Here is a 23284-nt window from a genome sequence, read left to right as displayed (position 1 = left end):
ACTATCGTCTACGAAAACTAACGAAAAATTTCAGCGTTTTAAAAAGCGTTGAAATATTTGTAATAATTCATCGCTGGATGTGTATAACGCTCTGTAACTCATTGATCGTAAATGGTTTAGAAAGAATTAAATCGTCGTTTTTTAATTCGTAATCTTGTGTTAACGCCTGTATTGGTAAGCCAGACATGAGCAAGACTTGCCCCGTCCAGTCAGGAGTTTGCTTTAATTGATGGGCCAGCGCCACGCCATTTAACTCACCGGCTAAGTTCACATCACTCATAATAAGATCCGGTTGAAACAAACGCCCAAAAGCTTCAAGCACGGCTTCCGCCCGATCAAAAACCTGTACTGTGCAGCCAAGTTTTTGCAGTTGCTCCTGCATCACTTGGCAGACTTCTGGATCGTCTTCTACCAGCCAAATCACTGGGTCTTCTGGCAATAACACAGTCGGCAAGTTTTCTAGCTTAGCAGGGCGATCTGTCACACTCGGGGACGCCATCAAAGGCAAGAACAAACAAACCTTGGTCCACAGTCCTTCTTCCGAAGTGACTCTAATCTCTCCACCACTTTGCTTTACGAAACCGTAAATCATGCTGAGCCCCAAACCACTGCCCTTACCCACAGGTTTGGTGGTAAAAAACGGCTCAAATATACGTCCGAGTACCTCTTCCGAAATCCCTAGCCCCGTGTCCTCAACCTTGATTCGAATACTTGGAATAGTGGTATCAGGCAGTGTGGTCACCTTGGTAGAAAAACTCAATACGCCTCCCCGAGACATGGCTGCCGCACTGTTGAGGGAAAGGTTTAATAAAGCATTCTCGAGCTGAGAGGGGTCGATCAAGCAATAATGTGTTGGGCAATTAAGATCCACCGCCACTTGAATGTGATTCCCGACGCTGTACTCCACCAAATCCAGCATACCTTCAATCAGATCATCCACATGGGTAGGCTCAGGGAAAAGCTGCTGACGCCGACTGAAGGCTAGTAAGCGATGAACTAGGCTGCTGCTCTTTTCGGCCACTGCCAAGGCGCGCTCCACATAACGCGCTTGGTCTGAGGTTTTCGGCTCGGAATCGGACAACATTTGTAAGTTGCCCATGATGGCCGCCAATAGGTTGTTAAAATCGTGCGCCACACCGCCAGTAAGCTGCCCTAAGACCTCCATTTTTTGCGCTTGGCGTAACTGGCTTTCGACACTTTTACGTTCCGTCAGATCCGTATACAAGGTCACAAACCCCCCATCCGGCATGGGTTTAGAGCGAAACTCAACGATCTTTCCAGAGTCAAAATGCCGCTCGAAGCTTTGAATACGGTGATGGCGAGAGGCATTAATTTCATCCATCTGCACCAGCTGGTTTTCCATGTTTAGGTTCTTATGGGAGCTTTGGGTGATGAGCTTTTGCACTTCCTGAATCGACATGCCGTGGCGTAATTGATCAGACTGAATGTTAAACATGTCCTCGTAGCCTTGGTTCCAAGCGATTAGGAGCCCCTGTTCGGAGAAGACACTTAAACCGTCATTCATGTTATCAAAAGTGGTTTCCAGCAGACGCTTTTGCTCGGTTAACTCCGCCGACACCTCAATACGACGGATGGCATCTCGACGAAACACTTCAAAGGCATTCGCTAAGGTACCAATTTCATCATTTCGTCTAACCTGTGGATTACGGGAATCCACTTGCCCGAGGGATAACTCTTCCATGTCATGGGTCACGGCTTCCAGGTCCCGAGTCATACGGCGACTGGAGAGGTATAAAAAGCTCAAACCAATGATCAAGAAAAGGGAAATCCCCATCAGCCATAATTGACCGTTTTTGACCACCTCTCCTACCTTACTGCGCTGGCGAGACACTTGCTTTTGTAAAGCGCCAACAAACTCACTCACTTGGCTACTCAGCTGCTCTGATTTGGCTCTCAAGGAGATAAGTAGATAATTCTTACGGGATTGAATGTCGTTTAGCCGCTGCTGTGCTTGCAAAAGGGATTGGGCAATCTGCTTTACTTCTGGGTCGGACTCCAACAGCTGTAATTCACCCACCAGTTGCAATGAGACCTTGCCCGGCTCCTCTATTAAGCCTAATAACCACTTTAACGCCTGACGCTCTGATATTGAGCGACTCCCAACCTTTGGCTCAAGAATTTGTCGAATCGAAAATTGCTGGGCAAGGCTATCCTCCCGTATGTATAACTCCTCATGAACCAAAGTGACCAGCTCTGCTAAGGTGCTATCTAAACTGGCTAGACGCTCTTCAATTTGACCACGGAATTGTTCGTCTTTGAGATTATCCGCTACGCTACGCAAATCACTGATGCGCCGATTAAGGCGCTCTGACTCTGTTTGCAACTGAAAGGGGCGTGCGGAACCCGCTGTGTAAGGGGCCGTTGCCACAAGCTGGGCAACGTTCTCCGCTAGGGTTAATGCGGTGCTGATTTCGGGTAGGGTCTGAGCCTCGAACTCCGATAAAGAGGCTTCACTAATGCGCATGGATTGCCAGCCGATGACCACCATGAAAATCGCCACCATACAGATGGCTAAAATGACGAGGCTGGCTTTTTGGCGGATGCTTACTTGGCGCATCCGCCCACACTCTTGGTAACAGGGCCTTGAAATAAGTAACCCAAGCCACGTTGGGTTTTGATAAATTGCGGCGCTTTGGGATTGGCTTCCAGTTTGCGGCGTAAGCGTAAAATCAACACATCCACGGTACGGTCAAACACTTCCGTTTCTAACCCCCGACTCATATCGATAATCTGCTCACGGGTGAGCACTCTATCGGGGCGCGTGGCGAGGGTTTCCAGCAAGGAAAACTCTCCTAAGGTCAGGATGATCTCTTCCCCTTGAGCATTTCTAAGCTGACGGGAGGTGAGATCAAGCGTCCAAGTCCCAAACTGCAAACATTCATGGTCAGAGCTAATCACCTGTGCTGCAGGCGCTTGGCGCATGCTACGTCGTAACAAAGCATGAATGCGAGCAGTAAGCTCTCTTAGGTTAAAAGGCTTCATCATGTAATCATCTGCTGCCAGCTCCAGCCCTAAGATCCGATCGGTCTCATCGCCTTTACCCGTGAGCATCATAATTGGCATGTCTTCAAAGCGAGCGCGAACATCACGTGCTAACTGCAAGCCATCTTCTTCCTGCAGGTACAAATCCATCAACACCAGATCGATGTTCGTCTCTTCCAAGCAACGCCACATGTTTGCACCGTTATCGGCGCTTACGGTTTGATATCCTTTCTGCACTAAGGCATCACATAACAAGTCTCGAATGTCAGGCTCGTCATCGACGATTAACAAGGTCTTCTTACCCAGTTCGTTCATGCCGTACTCTATCCTTTTATTTTTTATTTAGCAGATTAAGACTCGACTAAATAAGCTTTATCATGGCTATGTTAATGAGGTATTAACATAGCCTGTCTCCTGAATTCCAAAGGAATTACCGTTATCATAGGGTATTGCTTTAGGAACTCCGTATGACGTTAGCTTTACCTATTTATTCTATCTTACCTGCACTCCAGTCTCAGTTGGCCCAGCAACATGAGGCCATCTTAGAAGCCGCCCCCGGAGCAGGTAAAACCACCGCAGTCCCACTAGCGTTTTTAGATGCAGCTTGGTTAGGTCAACGCAAAATCATCATGCTGGAGCCTCGCCGACTAGCGGCCAAATCCGCCGCCAAACGCCTTGCCGACCAATTAGGGGAACCTTTAGGCCAAAGGGTCGGCTATCAGATCCGACAAGAAGGCAGACAAAGCCACTCCACTCAAATACTAGTCGTGACGGAGGGAATTCTCACCCGCATGTTGCAGGAAGATCCCAGCCTAGACGATGTAGCCTTAATCATTTTTGATGAATTCCACGAACGCAATCTGCACTCTGATCTTGCCTTCGCTCTGAGCCTACAAGCGCGAGAACTGTTTCGTGAAGAGGATCCCCTCAAATTGCTGGTGATGTCCGCCACCCTCGACAGCGAACGGTTAACGCAATTATTACATTGTGACCCCCTTGTCTGCGAAGGTCGACAGTTTCCCATCGAATTTCGCTACAACAACCTAGTACTGAAGCAAACAGACATCCCACAACAGGTGGCCAAGCAAATTCGCGCGGCCCTGCAGACAGACTCCGGCTCTATTTTAGTATTCCTGCCGGGTCAACGAGAGATCCACAAAGTTCGAGACATGCTGGATGGCACCTTAATGGAGTCGGTACAGCTGCTCACACTATACGGAGATATGACCCTATCCGAGCAAGAGCAAGTGATTGCTCCGGCGCCAGAAGGCCAACGCAAGGTCGTGCTAGCGACCAATATTGCCCAGACCAGCTTAACCATCGACGGCATTCAAGTCGTCATTGATTCGGGATTATCTCGGGAAGCGCGTTTTGATGCCAAAACCGCTACCACCCGCTTACACACCCGTCGTGCTTCCCAAGCAGAAACCACCCAACGAGCAGGGCGAGCTGGACGTTTACAAGCTGGCGTCTGTTATCGCTGGTGGTCTCAGGAGCAACAATACCGCTTGAGTGCCCACAATGCCCCCCAGATTGAGCTCGAAGATCTGAGTCAATTACTTATGGACGTGGCTAGCTGGGGAGTACAAACCCGTGAAGAACTGGATTGGATCAGCCCACCACCAGATGCCCATTGGCAACAAGCCAAAGACCTTTTAACCCAACTAGAGATTTTAGCTCCCGCAGAACACCTTGCTTTAACGGCTCTAGGGGAATCCCTTGCACAAATCCCCTTACCGCCACGTTTGGCTCGGCTACTTATGGCAGGAAGCCAGCTAGGTAACAATCAAGCAGCCTTGGCAGCAGCGGCGTTATTGTACGAAGGCTCCCCTAAATCCCTGTCTGAATCCGATCTTACAGGAGCCATTGCATGGGCAGCCAAGGGTCGAACCTGGGAAAGAACCTTAGCAGGTCTAGCAAAACATCTACCTCCAACACAGACATCAGCGTCCAATTCTCTTGCCCAATGCTTAGCAATGGCTTTCCCTGACCGTATCGCCATGAGACAAAGACAGCAGGGTAATGAGACGGTATTTAAGCTAAGTAATGGACGGCAAGCCCTGCTCCCAAATCATGACACTAATGCCCCCCATGAGTTTTTAATCGCTCTGGAACTAGGAGGCCATGCAGACCGTGACGCCGATTACTTGTACCTCACCCATCCTATTTCACTAGCGGAAATAGAACAGGCTTTAGCCAATCAGCTAAACCTGATTGAGCGATGTGAATGGGATAAGAGCAATGGTGGCCTAATGGGCGCAATGGAAACTTGGTTAGGCAAGTTACTGCTAAAACAAGAGCCCATTGCCGAACTACCCGACGATGCCGTGACCATGGCGACCTGTGCTTACATTCGCAAACAAGGCTTGCAGGTCTTAAATTGGGATGATCAGAGTCTGGCTCTAAGGGCGCGTATTGCCTTTGCCCACAAACACCTGGACCCAACTTTACCTGATGCCTCAGATCACTGCTTACTAGAGACATTAGAAGATTGGCTAGGGCCCTTTTTAACAGGCGTTAAACGGATTCAACAATTAGAAAAATTACCTCTTCAAGAGCCTCTTATGGCGCTTTTAGACTGGCCACAACAGCAGCTTCTTAATCGCCTGCCTATTCGAATCCCGGTAGCGTCAGGGTCTCAGATCAAGGTGGACTATCAAGGTGACCAAGCGGTCATCCGTGTAAAATTACAAGAGATGTTTGGAGAAATTCAAAGCCCTACAATTGCAGGACAAACCGTTAAAATAGAGCTGCTGTCTCCTGCCCAACGACCGCTGGCAGTGACAATGGATTTGGCGTTCTTCTGGCGCGAAGCATACCCAGACGTGCGCAAGGAAATGCGTGGCCGATATCCAAAACATCCCTGGCCAGAAGACCCTTTAACTGCCGTAGCAACGGCTAAGACAAATCGTGCCCTTAGAGACAGTGAGTAACCACTCACTCTCTTTACTTACACCTTAAATAATCGACACCCTTTTGTGCGAGCCGCTCACTGAAATGAGTGTTTTTGTGATGGGTTGGACTCCAGCCTAAGATAAAACGATGGAAGTCTGCCCAAGCCACAGGAAATAAGCGGTACCATTCTTGGGCCACCGACTCCGCCAAATCAGGGGACTCGCCCCTGGCAACGATACAGCGCGATAACTCACTGAAATACACATCCAACAAGTAATCCAAGTACTCAGCAAGCAGCTGCTCACTTAAACAACTCCCTAAGAAATACGCCACATCTTGCGAGCCAATACCACGTCCCACATATTGAAAATCCACCGCTGCTACCGCCTGAGCGTCTTCACTAAAACAGAAGTTCGCCACCTTGGCATCCCCATGAACCAGAGTCTGGTAAGTGGCACTTGCTAAGGCATGATCCAACGCTGAAGCAGCTTCTTTAGAGGGGCTATCGGCCATGGCCTGCCATTCATTTGGGCGAGTCGACAAGTGCCAATAGGTGCCTCTAGGCCAAAGTCCTTCTGGCCAGTCTTGAGAGACTTCAAGGGTCAAAAATCGGCCATGAAAACACGCTAACCAATGCAGCACCGTAGTCACTTGCTCAAGGGACAACTGCCCCATACGTCTGGAAAAACCAGCTTCATCCAAATCTTCCAGTAACAGATACAAGGTCTCCTCTTTTTCCCAGCTGCCTAGTCGCTTCGCCACTCGATCTCTTTCATCACACAGTTGAGACCAATGCTGATACCAGTGGTTTTCAACCTTGTAAGAAGTCACTTTACGCTGATGAGACAGGTCAGACTGCCAACCTCTCGGGTGAGCCTGTATGTCTCGCCAGTTAATGGATTTGAGAATAACCGAAAAGCTTTCAGAACCCCGCTTCACTTGATATCGAGCAATCTGCCCGTAACCACTCCATAAGGACTGTAATACCCCCTGAAGGACGACCGAATCCCCTTGCAAAGCCCCCTTAATAAATAACTCTGGTTCCAAACCGTCACCCCAACTTTCAAAAAACCTTAACGTATGCGTCACAAAAAATTCATCAAAATAGTTTGGAGAAATTCCTATTTCTCACCAAACCTTAAATAAGACACCGCTAACCACGAATGGACCTGTCGCCTCTGTAGGACACCAATCTATGGCGTTACCACACTTGGAGGGCACAACATGCTGCGTTATTTCACCCTATTCGTTTGCTTACTCAGTTGGAACCTCCATGCTGAGGAAAAACAACCTCTGTATTACATTGCGATCATTGATCGATTCTACCCACCTATGGAGGGATTTCTATCAGAGGAAGACAAAGTCCAACATACAGGACTCTATGGACTCCTCGACATCGATAATGATCGTCAAAAAGAAGCCTTTTATCATGGGGACATCGTTCAACTGATCGCCAGTGACCCTAGCTTTGTTTTCCTACGTTATCCTTTAGCGGGTCAGCAAAGCCCCATGCAGGAGATATTAAATGCCTTGACCAGTATTAACGATCGCTTTGCCGCCACTCCCATTGATGCTTTGATCCTCTCATGGGAATCCTCCACTCTAATGAGTGCCTTTAATGAACCCCTAGTGCGGGAGCATCGAGAACAGTACATCCAAATGATTCAGCAATGGGGGCAAGAGTTTCCAAGCTGGCAAGAAACCTATCTCGTCATAAGAGCCCTTGAACAACTCACCCAACAAGGTGCCACCGTGTACACCATCTCTGGCAACAGCGGCCCAAGAACGATCAATACCCTTTCCTTTGCTGACGGTGTCACGACCGTGGGTGCAGCAGAGGAAGAGCTCAATTACTTCATCACTGACAACGCCTTTGTGGACGTGTATGAGCAAGCGGCGTATCACCTCAAACGAGTCGATGATGCCACGGGGATGCCGGTCGGCTATGACATTACAGGAAATGGTTGCCAAGACATCCCCATTGAGGCACTAAGCAGTCATAGCTACGACGCCTTACCGAGTGCGCTCTGGCCTCCAATCAAAGGCAGCTCTTTTGCTGCTCCCATGGCATTAAAAAAAGCGCTACTGCGGGACCCCGTGCACTGTCGTTCATAAGGTTCGACAGTACATCGAGGGTTGGTTACACTCGATCATTCCCGAGCCGACAATTACTCACTTTCAAGGAGAGCGGAGATGGATTTTTTCCAAGGCCTTATTTTAATCAGCACAGTGCACTTATTGGCTGCTGCGTCTCCAGGACCAGACTTTGTTTTAATATCACAACAGTCCCTTAAAAATGGCCGTAAAGCCGGTTTACTCTGCAGTCTGGGCATTACCCTAGGGTTGTCCGTACACATTATCTATTCTAGCCTTGGCTTAGCCGCTGTCATCGCCAGCTCAGAAACACTATTGTGGGCCATTAAAATCCTTGGGGGAGGCTATCTTTGCTACCTTGGGTACAAAGGCATTCGAGCAAAAGCTTCGAACCAAGCAGATGACATGCAAGTCGCCAACATCCCAACCTATTCAACTAGCAAGAGCATTGGTGTTGGCTTCCTATGTAACGCCTTAAACCCCAAAGCACCGGTGTACTTTGTTGCCCTATTTACCTTGGTCATTTCACCAGACTTACCACTGTATCAATTGGCCGCCTATGGCCTATGGATGATGATGATTCAAATGACTTGGTTCTCTACAGTCGTCATGCTGTTGTCTGCACCAAAAGTCAGAGCCAAATTTAACGCCATAGGACACTGGATCGACCGTATCTTAGGTGGAGCCATGATTGCCCTAGGATTAAAAGTATTGCTGACTCGAAACTAAGTCACACCCCACAGCAGGAAAACACTCCTGCTGTGATATCACTTCCCGCCATTCCCTTCTAAATTTAACGTCTATACTGAAAGGTCTAAGTTCCATTACGTTTACGAGGCCTTTCCATGAGTATTTCAATTAATGGCAGTAACTATGTAAATAGTTCGGCGACACAATCCTCCGCCAGCAGCCAAGACAGCCTAAGCAGTGGAAAGCGGATTAACAGTGCCGCTGACGATGCCGCAGGGCTTCAAATCTCCAACCGTCTTACTAGCCAGATTGACGGCAATGGACAAGCCATTGCAAACAGCATCACTGGGGTATCCGTTACTCAAATCGCTCAAGGTAGCCTCGAATCCATTACCAACGACCTGAATTCACTCAGAGAGCTCGCCATACAAGCGGGTAATGGCGCCTACAGCGCCGCAGATAGAGACGCCTTACAAGACCAAGCAAACCAACTACTGGAAAACATTCAAAGTACGCTTGGTTCCACCACCTTCGGCGGGCAGGAATTACTGACCCAAGACGGAGCTATCGACTTTCAAGTGGGAGCAGATGCTAATAACACACTAGGTGTCAGAACAGCGGACTTAAATGACACCTTTACCAGTGCTGGTCTAACCTCGTTTGATATTACGGACGTAAGCAGCCTTGATGATGCCATCGCTGCGGTGGATCAAAGCATTGAAAGTATTGGAGCTCTCAATGCAGAGTATGGTGCAACTCAAAATGCATTCAGCGCACGAGTAGATAATTTACTCAACGGACAAGTGAACGAATCCAGCGCCCGCTCCCGTATCGAAGACGCTGACATTGCGGGAGTGGTAAGCAGCCAAGTCGTCACAGATATCCTGGAACGATCTTCTATCGCCGTACAAGCCCAAGCGAATGCTGATGCAAACAGAGCCCTTAACCTACTCGGCAGCTAAAAATAGATGTGCATGCAGCCATCTCATGTCCCTTCTCCATTTTTACGGGAAGGCTAGGATGGGGTTCGGATTCGTAGGGGTCAAATCCCTATACTATTGGGGATTGCCTGAAACTGATGTACGTAAAGGGATCTGACCCCTTTATAGAAGCGTACTCACGCACTGAGGTCTCAGGTTCCTTCCCCTTTCTAAGGGGAAGGCTAGGATGGGGTTAATCTGCCTCGTCATTAATGTAAACGACCTACAATGATCTGACGCTGCGCGTCATCCGCTGCGGGCATCCTTCGGATGTCTGCCACTGGCTCCTTCGGAGCATGGTGTCATCTCACGTCCCTTCCCCTTTTCAAGGGGAAGGTTAGGATGGGGTTAATCACTTTTTAAACAAGCACAAAAAAGCCCTGACCATTACTGATCAGGGCTTCGTATTTGAAGCTTGACGACGACCTACTCTCACATGGGATCTCCCACACTACCATCGGCGATGGCGCTTTTCACTTCTGAGTTCGGGATGGGATCAGGTGGTTCAACGCCTCTATGATCGTCAAGCAAACTGGTATGCGTTTACCGCAAATTCGTTAACTTGAGTCTTCAACAATTAGACTTTTTTGAAACAGTCGATAACCAAGCATTCAAACCGGCTTATCGTAAATTCTTTGTAGTTCACTCTGTTTTCTTCAGAGCTTAGCAAAACCACTTTGGTGTTATATGGTCAAGCCTCACGAGCAATTAGTATTGGTTAGCTCAACGCCTCACAACGCTTACACACCCAACCTATCAACGTCCTAGTCTCGAACGGCTCTTTAGGGTACTTAAAGTACCAGTGAGATCTTATCTTGAGGGAGGCTTCCCGCTTAGATGCTTTCAGCGGTTATCCCGTCCGAACGTAGCTACCCGGCAATGCCACTGGCGTGACAACCGGAACACCAGAGGTTCGTCCACTCCGGTCCTCTCGTACTAGGAGCAGCTCCTCTCAAATCTCAAACGTCCACGGCAGATAGGGACCGAACTGTCTCACGACGTTCTAAACCCAGCTCGCGTACCACTTTAAATGGCGAACAGCCATACCCTTGGGACCGGCTTCAGCCCCAGGATGTGATGAGCCGACATCGAGGTGCCAAACACCGCCGTCGATGTGAACTCTTGGGCGGTATCAGCCTGTTATCCCCGGAGTACCTTTTATCCGTTGAGCGATGGCCCTTCCATACAGAACCACCGGATCACTAAGACCTACTTTCGTACCTGCTCGACGTGTCTGTCTCGCAGTTAAGCGCGCTTTTGCCTTTACACTCTATGCATGATTTCCGACCATGCTGAGCGCACCTTCGTGCTCCTCCGTTACTCTTTGGGAGGAGACCGCCCCAGTCAAACTACCCACCACACAGTGTCCTCGATCCGGATAACGGATCTGAGTTAGAACCTCAAACATACCAGGGTGGTATTTCAAGATTGGCTCCATGCAAACTGGCGTCTGCACTTCAAAGCCTCCCACCTATCCTACACAAGTAGGTTCAAAGTTCACTGTGAAGCTATAGTAAAGGTTCACGGGGTCTTTCCGTCTAGCCGCGGATACACAGCATCTTCACTGCGATTTCAATTTCACTGAGTCTCGGGTGGAGACAGTGTGGCCATCGTTACGCCATTCGTGCAGGTCGGAACTTACCCGACAAGGAATTTCGCTACCTTAGGACCGTTATAGTTACGGCCGCCGTTTACTTGGGCTTCGATCAAGAGCTTCGCTTACGCTAACCCCATCAATTAACCTTCAAGCACCGGGCAGGCGTCACACCCTATACGTCCACTTTCGTGTTTGCAGAGTGCTGTGTTTTTAATAAACAGTCGCAGCCACCTGGTATCTTCGACCGATCAGAGCTTACGGAGTAAATCCTTCACCCTAACCGGCGCACCTTCTCCCGAAGTTACGGTGCCATTTTGCCTAGTTCCTTCACCCGAGTTCTCTCAAGCGCCTTGGTATTCTCTACCTGACCACCTGTGTCGGTTTGGGGTACGGTCAATGTATATCTGAAGCTTAGAAGTTTTTCCTGGAAGCATGGCATCAACCACTTCACCCAAAAGAGGGCTCGTCATCAACTCTCGGCCTTAAGTACCCGGATTTGCCTAAGTACTCAGCCTACCATCTTAAACACGGACAACCATCGCCGTGCTGGCCTAGCCTTCTCCGTCTCTCCATCGCAATATACATCGGTACGGGAATATTAACCCGTTTCCCATCGACTACGCTTTTCAGCCTCGCCTTAGGGGCCGACTCACCCTGCCCTGATTAGCATGGGACAGGAACCCTTGGTCTTCCGGCGAGGGAGGTTTTCACTCCCTTTATCGTTACTCATGTCAACATTCGCACTTCTGATACCTCCAGCCTGCTTTACAGCTTGACCTTCAACGGCTTACAGAACGCTCCTCTACCGCTTACACTAAAGTGTAAACCCGTAGCTTCGGTGTACAGTTTGAGCCCCGTTATATCTTCCGCGCAGGCCGACTCGACTAGTGAGCTATTACGCTTTCTTTAAAGGATGGCTGCTTCTAAGCCAACCTCCTAGCTGTCTAAGCCTTCCCACATCGTTTCCCACTTAACTGTAACTTTGGGACCTTAGCTGACGGTCTGGGTTGTTTCCCTTTTCACGACGGACGTTAGCACCCGCCGTGTGTCTCCCGCGCTCATACTCATTGGTATTCGGAGTTTGCATGGGGTTGGTAAGTCGGGATGACCCCCTAGCCCAAACAGTGCTCTACCCCCAATGGCAATACGCGAGGCGCTACCTAAATAGCTTTCGAGGAGAACCAGCTATCTCCGAGCTTGATTAGCCTTTCACTCCAATCCACAAGTCATCCCCGGACTTTTCAACGTACGTGGGTTCGGTCCTCCAGTTAGTGTTACCCAACCTTCAACCTGCTCATGGATAGATCGCCCGGTTTCGGGTCTAATGCTAGAAACTGAACGCCCTATTAAGACTCGGTTTCCCTACGCCTCCCCTAAACGGTTAAGCTTGCTACTAACATTAAGTCGTTGACCCATTATACAAAAGGTACGCAGTCACCGAACTAAGTCGGCTCCCACTGCTTGTACGTACACGGTTTCAGGTTCTATTTCACTCCCCTCACTGGGGTTCTTTTCGCCTTTCCCTCACGGTACTGGTTCACTATCGGTCAGTCAGGAGTATTTAGCCTTGGAGGATGGTCCCCCCATATTCAAACAGGATAACACGTGTCCCGTCTTACTCGATTTCATTGATAAGGCGTTTTCGTATACGGGGCTATCACCCACTATGGCGGCACTTTCCAGAGCCTTCTACTAACACCAAATCAACTTAAGGGCTAATCCCCGTTCGCTCGCCGCTACTAAGGGAATCTCGGTTGATTTCTTTTCCTCCGGGTACTTAGATGTTTCAGTTCCCCGGGTTCGCCTCGTTAAGCTATGTATTCACTTAACGATACCCGCAAGCGGGTGGGTTTCCCCATTCGGACATGTTCGGATCAAAGCTTGTTTATCAACTCCCCGAACCTTTTCGCAGATTACCACGTCCTTCATCGCCTCTGACTGCCAAGGCATCCACCGTGCACGCTTGGTCACTTGACCATATAACCCAAAATAGTTTTTTATCTAACCTAAGTTAGTCGCTATTTTGAACTACATACCAACGCTGCTTTTGTTCAGCACTGGATTTACGATCATAGAATCTCACATGGGTTAGATGTGGATTCCACCGGTTTGACGCTTGATTATCGTCTATTTCAAAAAGTCTAAATTGTTAAAGAGCAAGTTTAGTGCAAAGCACTAAGTCAGAGACTAGGAAGTTTCAGTCGACATCGATGTAAGACTTACTGTCTCTCGATTGACTGTCCAAGCATCTTGCTTAAGGCTTTGTGTGTTGTGTCATGTACCACTTGGGAAGTGGTGGAGCTATGCGGGATCGAACCGCAGACCTCCTGCGTGCAAAGCAGGCGCTCTCCCAGCTGAGCTATAGCCCCATATATTCTAAATCTAAGTATTAAAACTTATTAGATCACCAAAATTTCAAGAACAAGGCTTTAAGTTTGACGTTTAGCCTGCTAAACGAGAACTTAAATAACGCTGTTATTGGGATTTTGGTGGGTCTGGGCCGATTTGAACGGCCGACCTCACCCTTATCAGGGGTGCGCTCTAACCAACTGAGCTACAGACCCAAAACAACTGTCTGCATCCAAATTCAAATCTGAATCAGACGACAACACTCTAAACTACAGACATCAGATAATTTGTGTGAACGCTCACCAGAGCTTCATATCGTTTAAGGAGGTGATCCAGCCCCAGGTTCCCCTAGGGCTACCTTGTTACGACTTCACCCCAGTCATTGACCACTCCGTGGTAACCGCCATCCCGAAGGTTAAGCTAGCTACTTCTGGAGCAATCAACTCCCATGGTGTGACGGGCGGTGTGTACAAGGCCCGGGAACGTATTCACCGTGACATTCTGATTCACGATTACTAGCGATTCCGACTTCATGGAGTCGAGTTGCAGACTCCAATCCGGACTACGACGTACTTTTTGGGATTCGCTTACTCTCGCAAGTTCGCTGCCCTCTGTATACGCCATTGTAGCACGTGTGTAGCCCTACTCGTAAGGGCCATGATGACTTGACGTCGTCCCCACCTTCCTCCGGTTTGTCACCGGCAGTCTCCTTAGAGTTCCCACCCGAAGTGCTGGCAAATAAGGATAAGGGTTGCGCTCGTTACGGGACTTAACCCAACATTTCACAACACGAGCTGACGACAGCCATGCAGCACCTGTCTCAGTGTTCCCGAAGGCACCAATCCATCTCTGGAAAGTTCACTGGATGTCAAGAGTAGGTAAGGTTCTTCGCGTTGCTTCGAATTAAACCACATGCTCCACCGCTTGTGCGGGCCCCCGTCAATTCATTTGAGTTTTAACCTTGCGGCCGTACTCCCCAGGCGGTCTACTTATCGCGTTAGCTGCGCCACTAAAGAAATAAATCCCCAACGGCTAGTAGACATCGTTTACGGCGTGGACTACCAGGGTATCTAATCCTGTTTGCTCCCCACGCTTTCGCACCTCAGTGTCAGTATCGGTCCAGGGTGTCGCCTTCGCCACTGATGTTCCTTCCTATATCTACGCATTTCACCGCTACACAGGAAATTCCACACCCCTCTACCGTACTCTAGCCTGCCAGTATCGGGTGCAATTCCAAGGTTGAGCCCTGGGATTTCACATCCGACTTAACAAACCACCTACGCGCGCTTTACGCCCAGTAATTCCGATTAACGCTTGCACCCTCTGTATTACCGCGGCTGCTGGCACAGAGTTAGCCGGTGCTTCTTCTGGAGTTAACGTCAAAATATACCGGTATTAACGGCACACCCTTCCTCACTCCTGAAAGTGCTTTACAACCCTAAGGCCTTCTTCACACACGCGGCATGGCTGGATCAGGGTTCCCCCCATTGTCCAATATTCCCCACTGCTGCCTCCCGTAGGAGTCTGGGCCGTGTCTCAGTCCCAGTGTGGCTGATCATCCTCTCAGACCAGCTAGAGATCGTCGCCTTGGTGAGCCTTTACCCCACCAACTAGCTAATCTCACGCAGGCTCATCTAATAGCGAAAGGTCCGAAGATCCCCTCCTTTCCCCCGTAGGGCGTATGCGGTATTAGCATGCGTTTCCACATGTTGTCCCCCACTACTAGGCAGATTCCTACGCGTTACTCACCCGTCCGCCGCTCGACGCCTGATAGCAAGCTATCATCGTTTCCGCTCGACTTGCATGTGTTAAGCCTGCCGCCAGCGTTCAATCTGAGCCATGATCAAACTCTTCAGTTTAAAAGTTTGCTCAAACTCACAAATCACATCTGACTTTAACTATATTCTTCAACCCTAAGATTAAAGAACGTAAAGCGAATTGACGTGTTCACTCGTTTAAGACTTCAAATCTTTTGACCTTAAAAAGGTCTGCTGAAGTCTCCAGCGAGCGCCCACACAAATTATCTGATTATCTATTTTAAAGAGCGTTGCTGACTTAGTTTGTTTGGCTAGCTGCTTCGTTGTTTTGAAGCGCTGCCCGTGTCAGCGAGGGCGTATATTAAGGATCTACAGATTTAGTGCAAGTACTTTTTCAAAAAAGTTTAAAAAAATTCCTTCAAACTGCAAAAACTAACTGACTTCAATAATGCGAAGCTCTTTCGGCATTGAAAATGAGATGTTTTCTTCACGCCCATCAAGCTCTTGGGGCGCTTCACCACCTTCTTGCTTCAAACGCTCAATCACTTCATTAACAAGAACTTCAGGAGCCGAAGCGCCCGCAGTAATACCAATGGAGCCAATACTTTCTAACCACTCCGCTTTTACCTCCGACGCATTGTCGATCAGGTAGGCTTTTGTCCCCATGCGCTCAGACAGCTCACGCAAACGATTGGAGTTAGAACTGTTCACAGACCCAACGACTAAAACAAGGTCACATTCTTGTGCCAATGTTTTTACTGCATCTTGTCGGTTTTGAGTGGCGTAGCAGATGTCGTCCTTTTTAGGGCCCTGAATCAGTGGAAAGTGCTGACGCAATGCATCGATTACGACAGAGGTATCATCCATTGATAACGTTGTTTGGGTCACAAAGGCCAAACGACTTGGATCATCAACTTTTAACTTAGCCACATCCGCTGGGGTCTCGACTAGGTAGATCGCTCCGCCTTTTGAAGCGTCATATTGTCCCATAGTGCCTTCTACTTCGGGATGGCCATCGTGACCAATGAGCACACATTCCATGCCATCTCGAGAGTAGCGTACAACTTCCATATGCACTTTGGTAACTAATGGGCAGGTAGCATCGAAGACTTTTAAACCTCGTCGGTCCGCTTCGGCACGAACTGCTTGAGAAACACCATGTGCACTGAAGATCACAATGTGGTCATCAGGAACTTGATCAAGTTCGTCAACAAATACGGCTCCGCGCTCTTTAAGAGACTCTACAACGAATTTGTTGTGAACCACTTCATGGCGCACATAGATAGGTGCTTCAAAGATATCAAGACAACGATTTACGATTTCAATCGCACGATCAACCCCAGCACAAAATCCACGCGGGTTCGCCAGTTGAATAGAAAACGACATTACGCCTCCTCTACCGCGATGATTTTCACGCGGTAGGATAATGTATGGCCTGCAAGTGGATGATTAAAATCCACCTCAACTTGGGTATCGCCGATGGTTTTGATCACACCTGGCAATTCATTTTTAGCGGAATCAGCAAAGGATACGACCATGCCTTCCTCTAGGTCCATTGAGAATGAACTACGCGGAAGTGTCTGGACATTACTTGGGTTATGGGCGCCGAACGCTTTTTCAGGCGCCATTTTGAAGTTCGCCTCTTCGCCCACCTCTAAACCAAGCAACACAGCCTCGAAATCCGGCAATAAACTCCCATCACCAAAGACAAACTGAGCAGGCTTAGCGTCAAAATTGGAATCCACTATCTGTCCGTCTTCCAACGCCAATTCGAAATGCAATGTAATCCGGCTTTGCTCGTTAATACTCATTCTGTCTTACCTTTTGGGTCCTTAAACAAGAGCCCTTCCACTAACATTAAAATCACACCTATGGTAATCGCACTGTCTGCCACGTTAAACGCAGGAAAATACCAGGTGGATTGCCAATGTATTTGTAAAAAATCAATCACATGGCCATAGGCCAATCGGTCGTGTAGGTTACCAATGGCTCCCGCCATAATCAGCGTCAAAGACAAGGCTTCGAGCTTCTTAGTATGGCCGATGTTCGCTAAACGCCAACTGATACCAACTACGACACCCAACGCAATCAAGGAAAAGAACCAACGTTGCCATCCACCAGCTTGAGCAAGAAAACTAAATGCCGCGCCCGTGTTGTAACGTAAGGTCAAATCAAAGAAGGGCAGGATAGAGATTTCCTGCCCGTAGTGTAAGTTCGCCTCAATAGCCTGCTTGGTGATCCAATCTAAGGCATAAAGAGCGATTGCCAGCGCCCACCAGCGCTGGACTCGTTTCAACATCACTGACATAAGCATTATGCGTAGTGACGCTCTTCGCCCTCACCTTCCGGCAAGTTCGAAATGCATCGATCACACAATTCAGGGTGCGCTTCACGCTTACCGACTTCTTCACGGTGGTGCCAGCAACGGGCACATTTATTGTGCTCTGTAACTTTTACAACAACCTTCAAGCCTTCTAGCTCAGACGCTACGGCATCAGCCGGCGCTTCTGCTAAAGGTGCGACTTTTGCTTCTGAAGAAATCAGCACAAAACGCAGCTCTTCACCCAATTTGGCAAGGGTTTCTTCCAACTTGGCATCACAGTAAAGAGTGATTTCTGCGCTTAAGCTGGCTTTGATCTTGCCATCTTTACGTGCCGCTTCTAATACTTTGTTTGTTGCCATCTTGGCATCAAGTACCTGTTTCCAGAAATCACGACCAAGGGCCTCATCACCACTTAGTTCAAATAGACCTTCATACCAAGTATCAAGGAATACTGACTCCGAATGTTCACCTGGTAGAGCTTGCCAAATTTCATCCGCGGTAAAGCTTAAGATTGGCGAGATCCAACGAGTGAATGCTTCTGCAATATGATACAGAGCCGTTTGCGCTGAACGACGTGCTAAGCTGTCTTCTTGCGTGGTGTATTGGCGGTCTTTGATGACATCCAAGTAGAAGCCACCCAAGTCCAGAGAACAGAAGTTCTGGATTTTCTGCACCACAGAGTGGAACTGGTACTCGTTGTAAGCTTCGTCAATTTCTTTTTGCAACTGTGCCGCACGATCAACAATCCAGCGATCTAAGGCGATCATGTTTTCTGGCGCCACCAAATCTGTTGCTGGGTTGAAACCACTTAGGTTTGCCAACATGAAACGAGCAGTGTTACGGATACGACGGTAACCGTCTGCCACACGCTTCAAAATCTCGTCAGAGACGGTCATTTCACCAGTGTAATCTGTTGCCGCCACCCAAAGGCGAATGATGTCTGCACCTAGGGTTTCCATCACTTTTTGTGGTGATACGACGTTGCCAAGGGACTTGGACATCTTACGACCATCACCATCAACCGTGAAACCGTGCGTCAGCACGCCTTTATAAGGCGGTACACCACGGATTGCGATAGAGGTTTTCAAAGACGACTGGAACCAACCACGATGCTGGTCTGAACCTTCAAGGTAAAGATCTGCTGGGAAGCTTAGTTCGTCACGTTGATCGATGACTGAGTAATGGGTCACACCAGAATCGAACCACACATCTAAGGTGTCAGTAACTTTACTGTACTTATCTGCATCATCACCTAGTAACTCTGCAGCCTCTAGATCGAACCATGCATCCATACCTTCTTTTTCGATACGCAGGGCAACTTCTTCGATCAAACGAGGCGTTTCTGGGTGAAGCTCTTGAGTTTCTTTATTGATGAACAAAGCAATTGGCACACCCCAAGTACGCTGACGCGATACACACCAGTCTGGGCTGTTGTTCAACATGCCTTCCATGCGGTTTTGGCCCCATGCAGGTGTCCACTTAACCCCTTTGACCGCTTCTTTGGCGTCATCCAAAAGACCTTTTTCATCCATACTTACGAACCATTGAGGCGTCGCACGGAAAATCAAAGGTGTTTTAGTACGCCAGCAATGTGGGTAGCTGTGGAAGATCTTAGATTGGAATACTAGGGCGTTATTACGACCTAGGGCTTCCAGCACAGCATCGTCTACCTTGTAGACATGCATGCCTGCAAACTCGCCGGCAGCATCCGAATAAACGCCGTTATCTTGAACTAGGTTAATGGTGCCGATTCCGTTTGCACGACCAACGTTGAAGTCATCCACACCATGATCAGGTGCCGTATGCACACAGCCCGTACCCGCTTCAGCGGTTACGTGCTCACCCAATAGAACAGGGATATCACGCTCCATAAATGGATGATTCAACACAACACCCGCTAGGTCTGCGCCCACAGCGCGACCAACGATACGATACTCTTCGTGACCGTAGCGTTGCATGATGCCTTCGACCATGTCTTCAGCGAACACTAGACGCTCTTTACCTGCTCCCATATCCACTTCAACTAACGCATAGTTGAACTCAGGATGGATAGACACTGCCTGACTTGCAGGCAGTGTCCAAGGGGTTGTGGTCCAGATCACAACCGACACCTTGCCTTCGCCTGTTACATCAGAAAATTTGCCAAGGAAAGCGGCTTCATCTTGTGGTGCGTAGCGTACGTCTAACGACAAAGACGTTTTGTCTTGGTATTCCACTTCCGCTTCTGCCAAAGCAGATCCACCGACCACACTCCAGTAAACAGGCTTAAAGCCTTTCACTAGGTGGCCATTTTCAGCGATCTTGCCCAGCGCGCGGACAATGTTTGCTTCCGTTACAAAATTCATGGTGAGGTATGGGTTTTCCCAATCTCCCATCACGCCAAGACGGATAAAGTCTTTCTTCTGCTCTTCAATCTGCGTGTAGGCGTATTCACGGCATTTAGCGCGGAATTCTTTAAACGATACTTTATCGCCCGCTTTACCGATCATCTGCTCAACTTTGTGCTCGATGGGCAAACCATGACAGTCCCAGCCAGGAATGTAAGGCGCATCGTAGCCACTAACGGTCTTAGATTTAACAATAATGTCTTTGAGGATTTTGTTAACCGCGTGTCCAATGTGAATGCTGCCGTTGGCATATGGAGGGCCATCATGAAGAATAAAGGACTTACGACCTTTACTCGCTTCTCGTACTTTGTTGTACAAGTCCATATCTTGCCAGCGCTTAAGCATCGCTGGTTCACGTTTTGCCAAGTCGCCGCGCATAGGAAAGGCGGTTTCTGGCAAATTCAGCGTTGATTTATATTCACTCATGGTTTTTCGATTTATCCTCAAAGATCATCGGTCATGGATTAGAGAAAAAGCGAAGCGCTTCTTCTTTGTCACATTGAATCTGTTTTTCTAACTCTTCCAAGCCATTCATTTTGCGCTCGGGTCGAATAAAGTGGCGAAAGGTGACTTCAATATATTGATCGTACAAATCGCCCGTAAAATTAAATAAGTGCACCTCTAAAATAGGTGTTTTACCTTCAACGGTTGGGCGCACTCCAATATTTGCAACACCTTCATAAAGCTGGCCATTCACAGGCACCGTCACCGCATACACACCAGACAGTGCTGGGGCTGTACCTTTCAGATACACATTCGCCGTTGGGAACCCGAGTCTACGAGCTAACTTCTGCCCACCCACAACGCGGCCACTCATGGTAATTGCATGACCAAGGGCTGCTTCAGCGGACACCATATCACCCTGCTGGAGATGCTGTCGCACCAAGGTACTGCTGATACGCAAACCTTCCACATTCAGAATCGATGACGTGTTCTCCACATCGAAGCCATGCATAGCGCCAAATTTTTCTAAATAATGAAAGTCGCCGTGGCGGTCACATCCAAAACGGAAGTCATCACCCACCACTAAGTGTTTCACACCTAGACCGTCATGCAGTACCTGCTGACAAAAGGCATTCGCGTCCAAATTGCGCAAACGGTTATTGAAAGGAACACACAGAACATAATCGATGCCCTGTTCCTGAAGCAAAACCACCTTATCACGTAAACGAGACAAACGACCTGGGGCATTTTGCGGTGCAAAGAACTCTCGTGGCTGAGGCTCAAAAATCATAATGCCTGCCGGCGCCTGATAACGCTCAGCAAGAGCTTTCACTCGATTAAGAATCGCTTGATGGCCTAGATGCACCCCATCAAAGTTACCAATCGTGAGCACACCAAATTTGTGCCTTGCTTGGATATTATGAATACCCCTAACCAGTTCCATACCACTCCGTACCGGCAACTGTTTCGTCTACCGCTGAAAAAATAACCGCGATTATATAGCAGTCCCCTTCGCAAAGGTAGGGATCTGCTCATCTCAACGTCAATCCTCTACCCTTAAATGGCGCACCCTTAAGCCAGACGCCATTAAGCCGAGCCCATAGACAGCCACACCCACCACTACCAGTAACAACATATGCTGCACACGCAGCCAATCGGAGAGGTCCGTCCATTCAATTCCACGTGAACTGTAAAACCATAACCAAACACCTAAACAGGCAACACCTACCAAGAGTACTCGCAATAACACCCACCATTGTCTTGAAAACACATGGTAGCCATCTCGACGCAACCCCCACCACAACAATCCAGCGTTAAGCGCAGCAGAGAGACTTGTCGCGAGAGCCAGCCCCACATGCCCTAGGGGCCAGACCAAAATCAGGTTAAAGACCATATTGGCCACCATAGCGATGATGCCCACCTTCACCGGCGTTTTTGTGTCTTGGCGGGCGTAGTAACCTGGAGCCAACACCTTTATCAACATCATAAACACCAAACCTAGGGAATAGGCCTGCAGACTTCTAGCCGCCATCTCCACATCACCAACGGTCAACTCTCCGCGATAGAAGATGGTCGCAATCAAAGGCTTCGCCAACACAAACAAGGCAATAGAAGATGGAATCGCGATTAACAAAAGTACCCGCAACCCCCAATCCAAGGTATCAGCAAAGCGCTGACCTTTTTCTCCCGCAAAGCTTCTAGACAAGGACGGCAAGATCACCGTACTGATAGCAATCGCAAAAATCCCCAGAGGCAACTCGTACAAACGATCCGATAAATACAACCAAGTGATGCTGCCAGTCTCTAGAAAAGACGCCAGCACTGTGTCCAACAACAAATTAATCTGACTTACCGACACGCCAAACAAGGCAGGCCCCATCAACAACAAAATGCGCCTCACACCAGGATGAGAGAACCCAAAAGTCGGCCTAGGCAATAACTTAAGACGTGCCAAAAACGGCACTTGAAAGAGCAACTGAATCAAACCAGCAAAAAACACGCCCCAAGCGACCGCCAATTCAGCCTGCCCAGCAGTACGAGCAAATCCTAGAGTTGCCACCAACAAAGAGATGTTTAGAAAGATAGGTGTAATAGCAGGCACACCGTATTCCCCATGGGAATTTAGAATCCCTCCAGCCAAAGCCGTCAAAGAAATAAACAACAGGTATGGAAACGTCACCGTCAGCAAGGTTGCCGACAACTCAGACTGAGCCGCATTGTCTGCAAACCCCGGAGCGAACACAAACACCACCCAAGGTGCCGCCGCCATAAACACTGCGGTAACTAACAAAAGCACCAGCGCCAAAGAGCCAGTTACCGCCGCCACAAGTTCACGAACAGCATCGTGCCCATGATTCACTCGATAATCACTTAAAACCGGAACAAACGCTTGAGCAAAGGCCCCCTCAGCAAACAAACGTCGAAAAAAGTTCGGAATTTTAAACGCCACATAAAAAGCATCCGCACTCGCACTGGCACCTAATACGTAAGCCAAAGCCGAATCTCGCGCCAGACCAAGGATACGCGACAGGAAGGTACACACTGAAACCAGAAGCCCAGAGCGTAAAAGTGAACGAGGTTTAACCGATGGAGTGTTGGACATAACATCATGATCTAGCGAAAAATTTGGCCAAGAATAGCATTTCAATTCATAGCAAACAGCTTAAAATTACACTATCCCCCACTAATAATCTGTGTTTTGGGGTTGTAGCAATGCTAAAAACTGGTAAAATCCGCCGCGAGATTTTCAAGTTAAACTTGACATT

Annotated in this window: 13 protein-coding genes, 2 tRNA genes and 3 rRNA genes; 4 read left to right on the top strand and 14 right to left on the bottom strand. The window is 48.6% G+C overall.

All coding sequences use genetic code 11. The features are described 5' to 3' along the window. Positions 1-67: 67 nt before the first annotated feature. Both ACZ5DR_RS06760 and ACZ5DR_RS06755 read right to left on the bottom strand, forming a co-directional pair. Positions 68-2578, bottom strand: coding sequence for a PAS-domain containing protein (locus tag ACZ5DR_RS06760; RefSeq protein ID WP_377368014.1), 2511 nt, complete (start codon positions 2576-2578; stop codon positions 68-70). Then, on the bottom strand, positions 2566-3318 hold the full coding sequence (locus tag ACZ5DR_RS06755; RefSeq protein ID WP_377368016.1) for a response regulator: 753 nt from the start codon (positions 3316-3318) through the stop codon (positions 2566-2568). The genes ACZ5DR_RS06760 and ACZ5DR_RS06755 overlap by 13 nt, the downstream gene beginning before the upstream one ends. A gap of 152 nt (positions 3319-3470) precedes the next feature. Between ACZ5DR_RS06755 and hrpB the strand changes: the two genes are divergently transcribed. Then, positions 3471-5936 (top strand): ATP-dependent helicase HrpB, encoded by a 2466-nt coding sequence (hrpB, locus tag ACZ5DR_RS06750; RefSeq protein WP_377368018.1) that lies wholly within the window; start codon positions 3471-3473, stop codon positions 5934-5936. Positions 5937-5949: 13 nt separating this feature from the next. On the opposite strand, the gene ACZ5DR_RS06745 is transcribed toward hrpB, so the two are convergent. Then, the gene (locus tag ACZ5DR_RS06745; protein WP_377368020.1) at positions 5950-6945 is read right to left on the bottom strand and encodes a phosphotransferase; all 996 of its coding nucleotides are present in this window, start codon (positions 6943-6945) and stop codon (positions 5950-5952) included. A 177-nt stretch (positions 6946-7122) separates the two neighbouring features. Between ACZ5DR_RS06745 and ACZ5DR_RS06740 the strand changes: the two genes are divergently transcribed. From ACZ5DR_RS06740 to ACZ5DR_RS06730, 3 genes are all read left to right on the top strand, one after another. Further along, entirely contained in the window at positions 7123-8013 is an 891-nt protein-coding gene (locus ACZ5DR_RS06740; RefSeq protein WP_377368022.1) for a S8/S53 family peptidase, read from the top strand. A 78-nt stretch (positions 8014-8091) separates the two neighbouring features. Beyond that, entirely contained in the window at positions 8092-8721 is a 630-nt protein-coding gene (locus tag ACZ5DR_RS06735; RefSeq protein WP_377368024.1) for a LysE family translocator, read from the top strand. A 116-nt stretch (positions 8722-8837) separates the two neighbouring features. Further along, positions 8838-9644: a flagellin N-terminal helical domain-containing protein gene (locus ACZ5DR_RS06730; RefSeq protein ID WP_377368026.1), complete on the top strand. Its 807-nt coding sequence runs from the start codon at positions 8838-8840 to the stop codon at positions 9642-9644. Positions 9645-10075: 431 nt separating this feature from the next. Here ACZ5DR_RS06730 and rrf read toward each other — a convergent pair. From rrf to murJ, 11 genes are all read right to left on the bottom strand, one after another. Then, positions 10076-10190 (bottom strand): 5S ribosomal RNA (gene rrf / locus ACZ5DR_RS06725). Positions 10191-10349: 159 nt separating this feature from the next. Next, a 23S ribosomal RNA gene (locus ACZ5DR_RS06720) occupies positions 10350-13236 on the bottom strand. A gap of 316 nt (positions 13237-13552) precedes the next feature. After that, positions 13553-13628, bottom strand: a tRNA-Ala gene (locus tag ACZ5DR_RS06715). A 118-nt stretch (positions 13629-13746) separates the two neighbouring features. Beyond that, a tRNA-Ile gene (locus ACZ5DR_RS06710) sits at positions 13747-13823 on the bottom strand. Positions 13824-13928: 105 nt separating this feature from the next. Further along, a 16S ribosomal RNA gene (locus ACZ5DR_RS06705) occupies positions 13929-15467 on the bottom strand. Together the 16S, 23S and 5S rRNA genes with 2 tRNA genes alongside form the textbook arrangement of a ribosomal RNA operon. Positions 15468-15797: 330 nt before the next feature. Further along, positions 15798-16751, bottom strand: coding sequence for a 4-hydroxy-3-methylbut-2-enyl diphosphate reductase (ispH, locus tag ACZ5DR_RS06700; protein WP_377365709.1), 954 nt, complete (start codon positions 16749-16751; stop codon positions 15798-15800). Further along, positions 16751-17176 (bottom strand): FKBP-type peptidyl-prolyl cis-trans isomerase, encoded by a 426-nt coding sequence (locus ACZ5DR_RS06695; RefSeq protein ID WP_377365711.1) that lies wholly within the window; start codon positions 17174-17176, stop codon positions 16751-16753. Before ACZ5DR_RS06695 ends, ispH begins: the two co-directional genes overlap by 1 nt. Further along, the gene (gene lspA / locus ACZ5DR_RS06690; protein ID WP_377365713.1) at positions 17173-17673 is read right to left on the bottom strand and encodes a signal peptidase II; all 501 of its coding nucleotides are present in this window, start codon (positions 17671-17673) and stop codon (positions 17173-17175) included. Before lspA ends, ACZ5DR_RS06695 begins: the two co-directional genes overlap by 4 nt. A 5-nt stretch (positions 17674-17678) precedes the next feature. Next, the gene (gene ileS / locus ACZ5DR_RS06685) at positions 17679-20501 is read right to left on the bottom strand and encodes an isoleucine--tRNA ligase (protein WP_377365715.1); all 2823 of its coding nucleotides are present in this window, start codon (positions 20499-20501) and stop codon (positions 17679-17681) included. 31 nt (positions 20502-20532) lie between these two features. Next, on the bottom strand, positions 20533-21462 hold the full coding sequence (gene ribF / locus ACZ5DR_RS06680) for a bifunctional riboflavin kinase/FAD synthetase (RefSeq protein WP_377365717.1): 930 nt from the start codon (positions 21460-21462) through the stop codon (positions 20533-20535). A gap of 99 nt (positions 21463-21561) precedes the next feature. Beyond that, positions 21562-23121 carry a murein biosynthesis integral membrane protein MurJ gene (gene murJ, locus ACZ5DR_RS06675; RefSeq protein WP_377365718.1) on the bottom strand — a complete coding sequence of 520 codons (1560 nt, stop codon included), beginning with the start codon at positions 23119-23121 and terminating at the stop codon, positions 21562-21564. Between the last annotated feature and the right edge of the window lie 163 nt (positions 23122-23284).

The sequence above is a fragment of the Marinomonas vaga genome (assembly GCF_055388305.1).
Note: the sequence above shows the minus strand (reverse complement) of the source record. Positions and strands in the feature narration are given on the sequence as shown.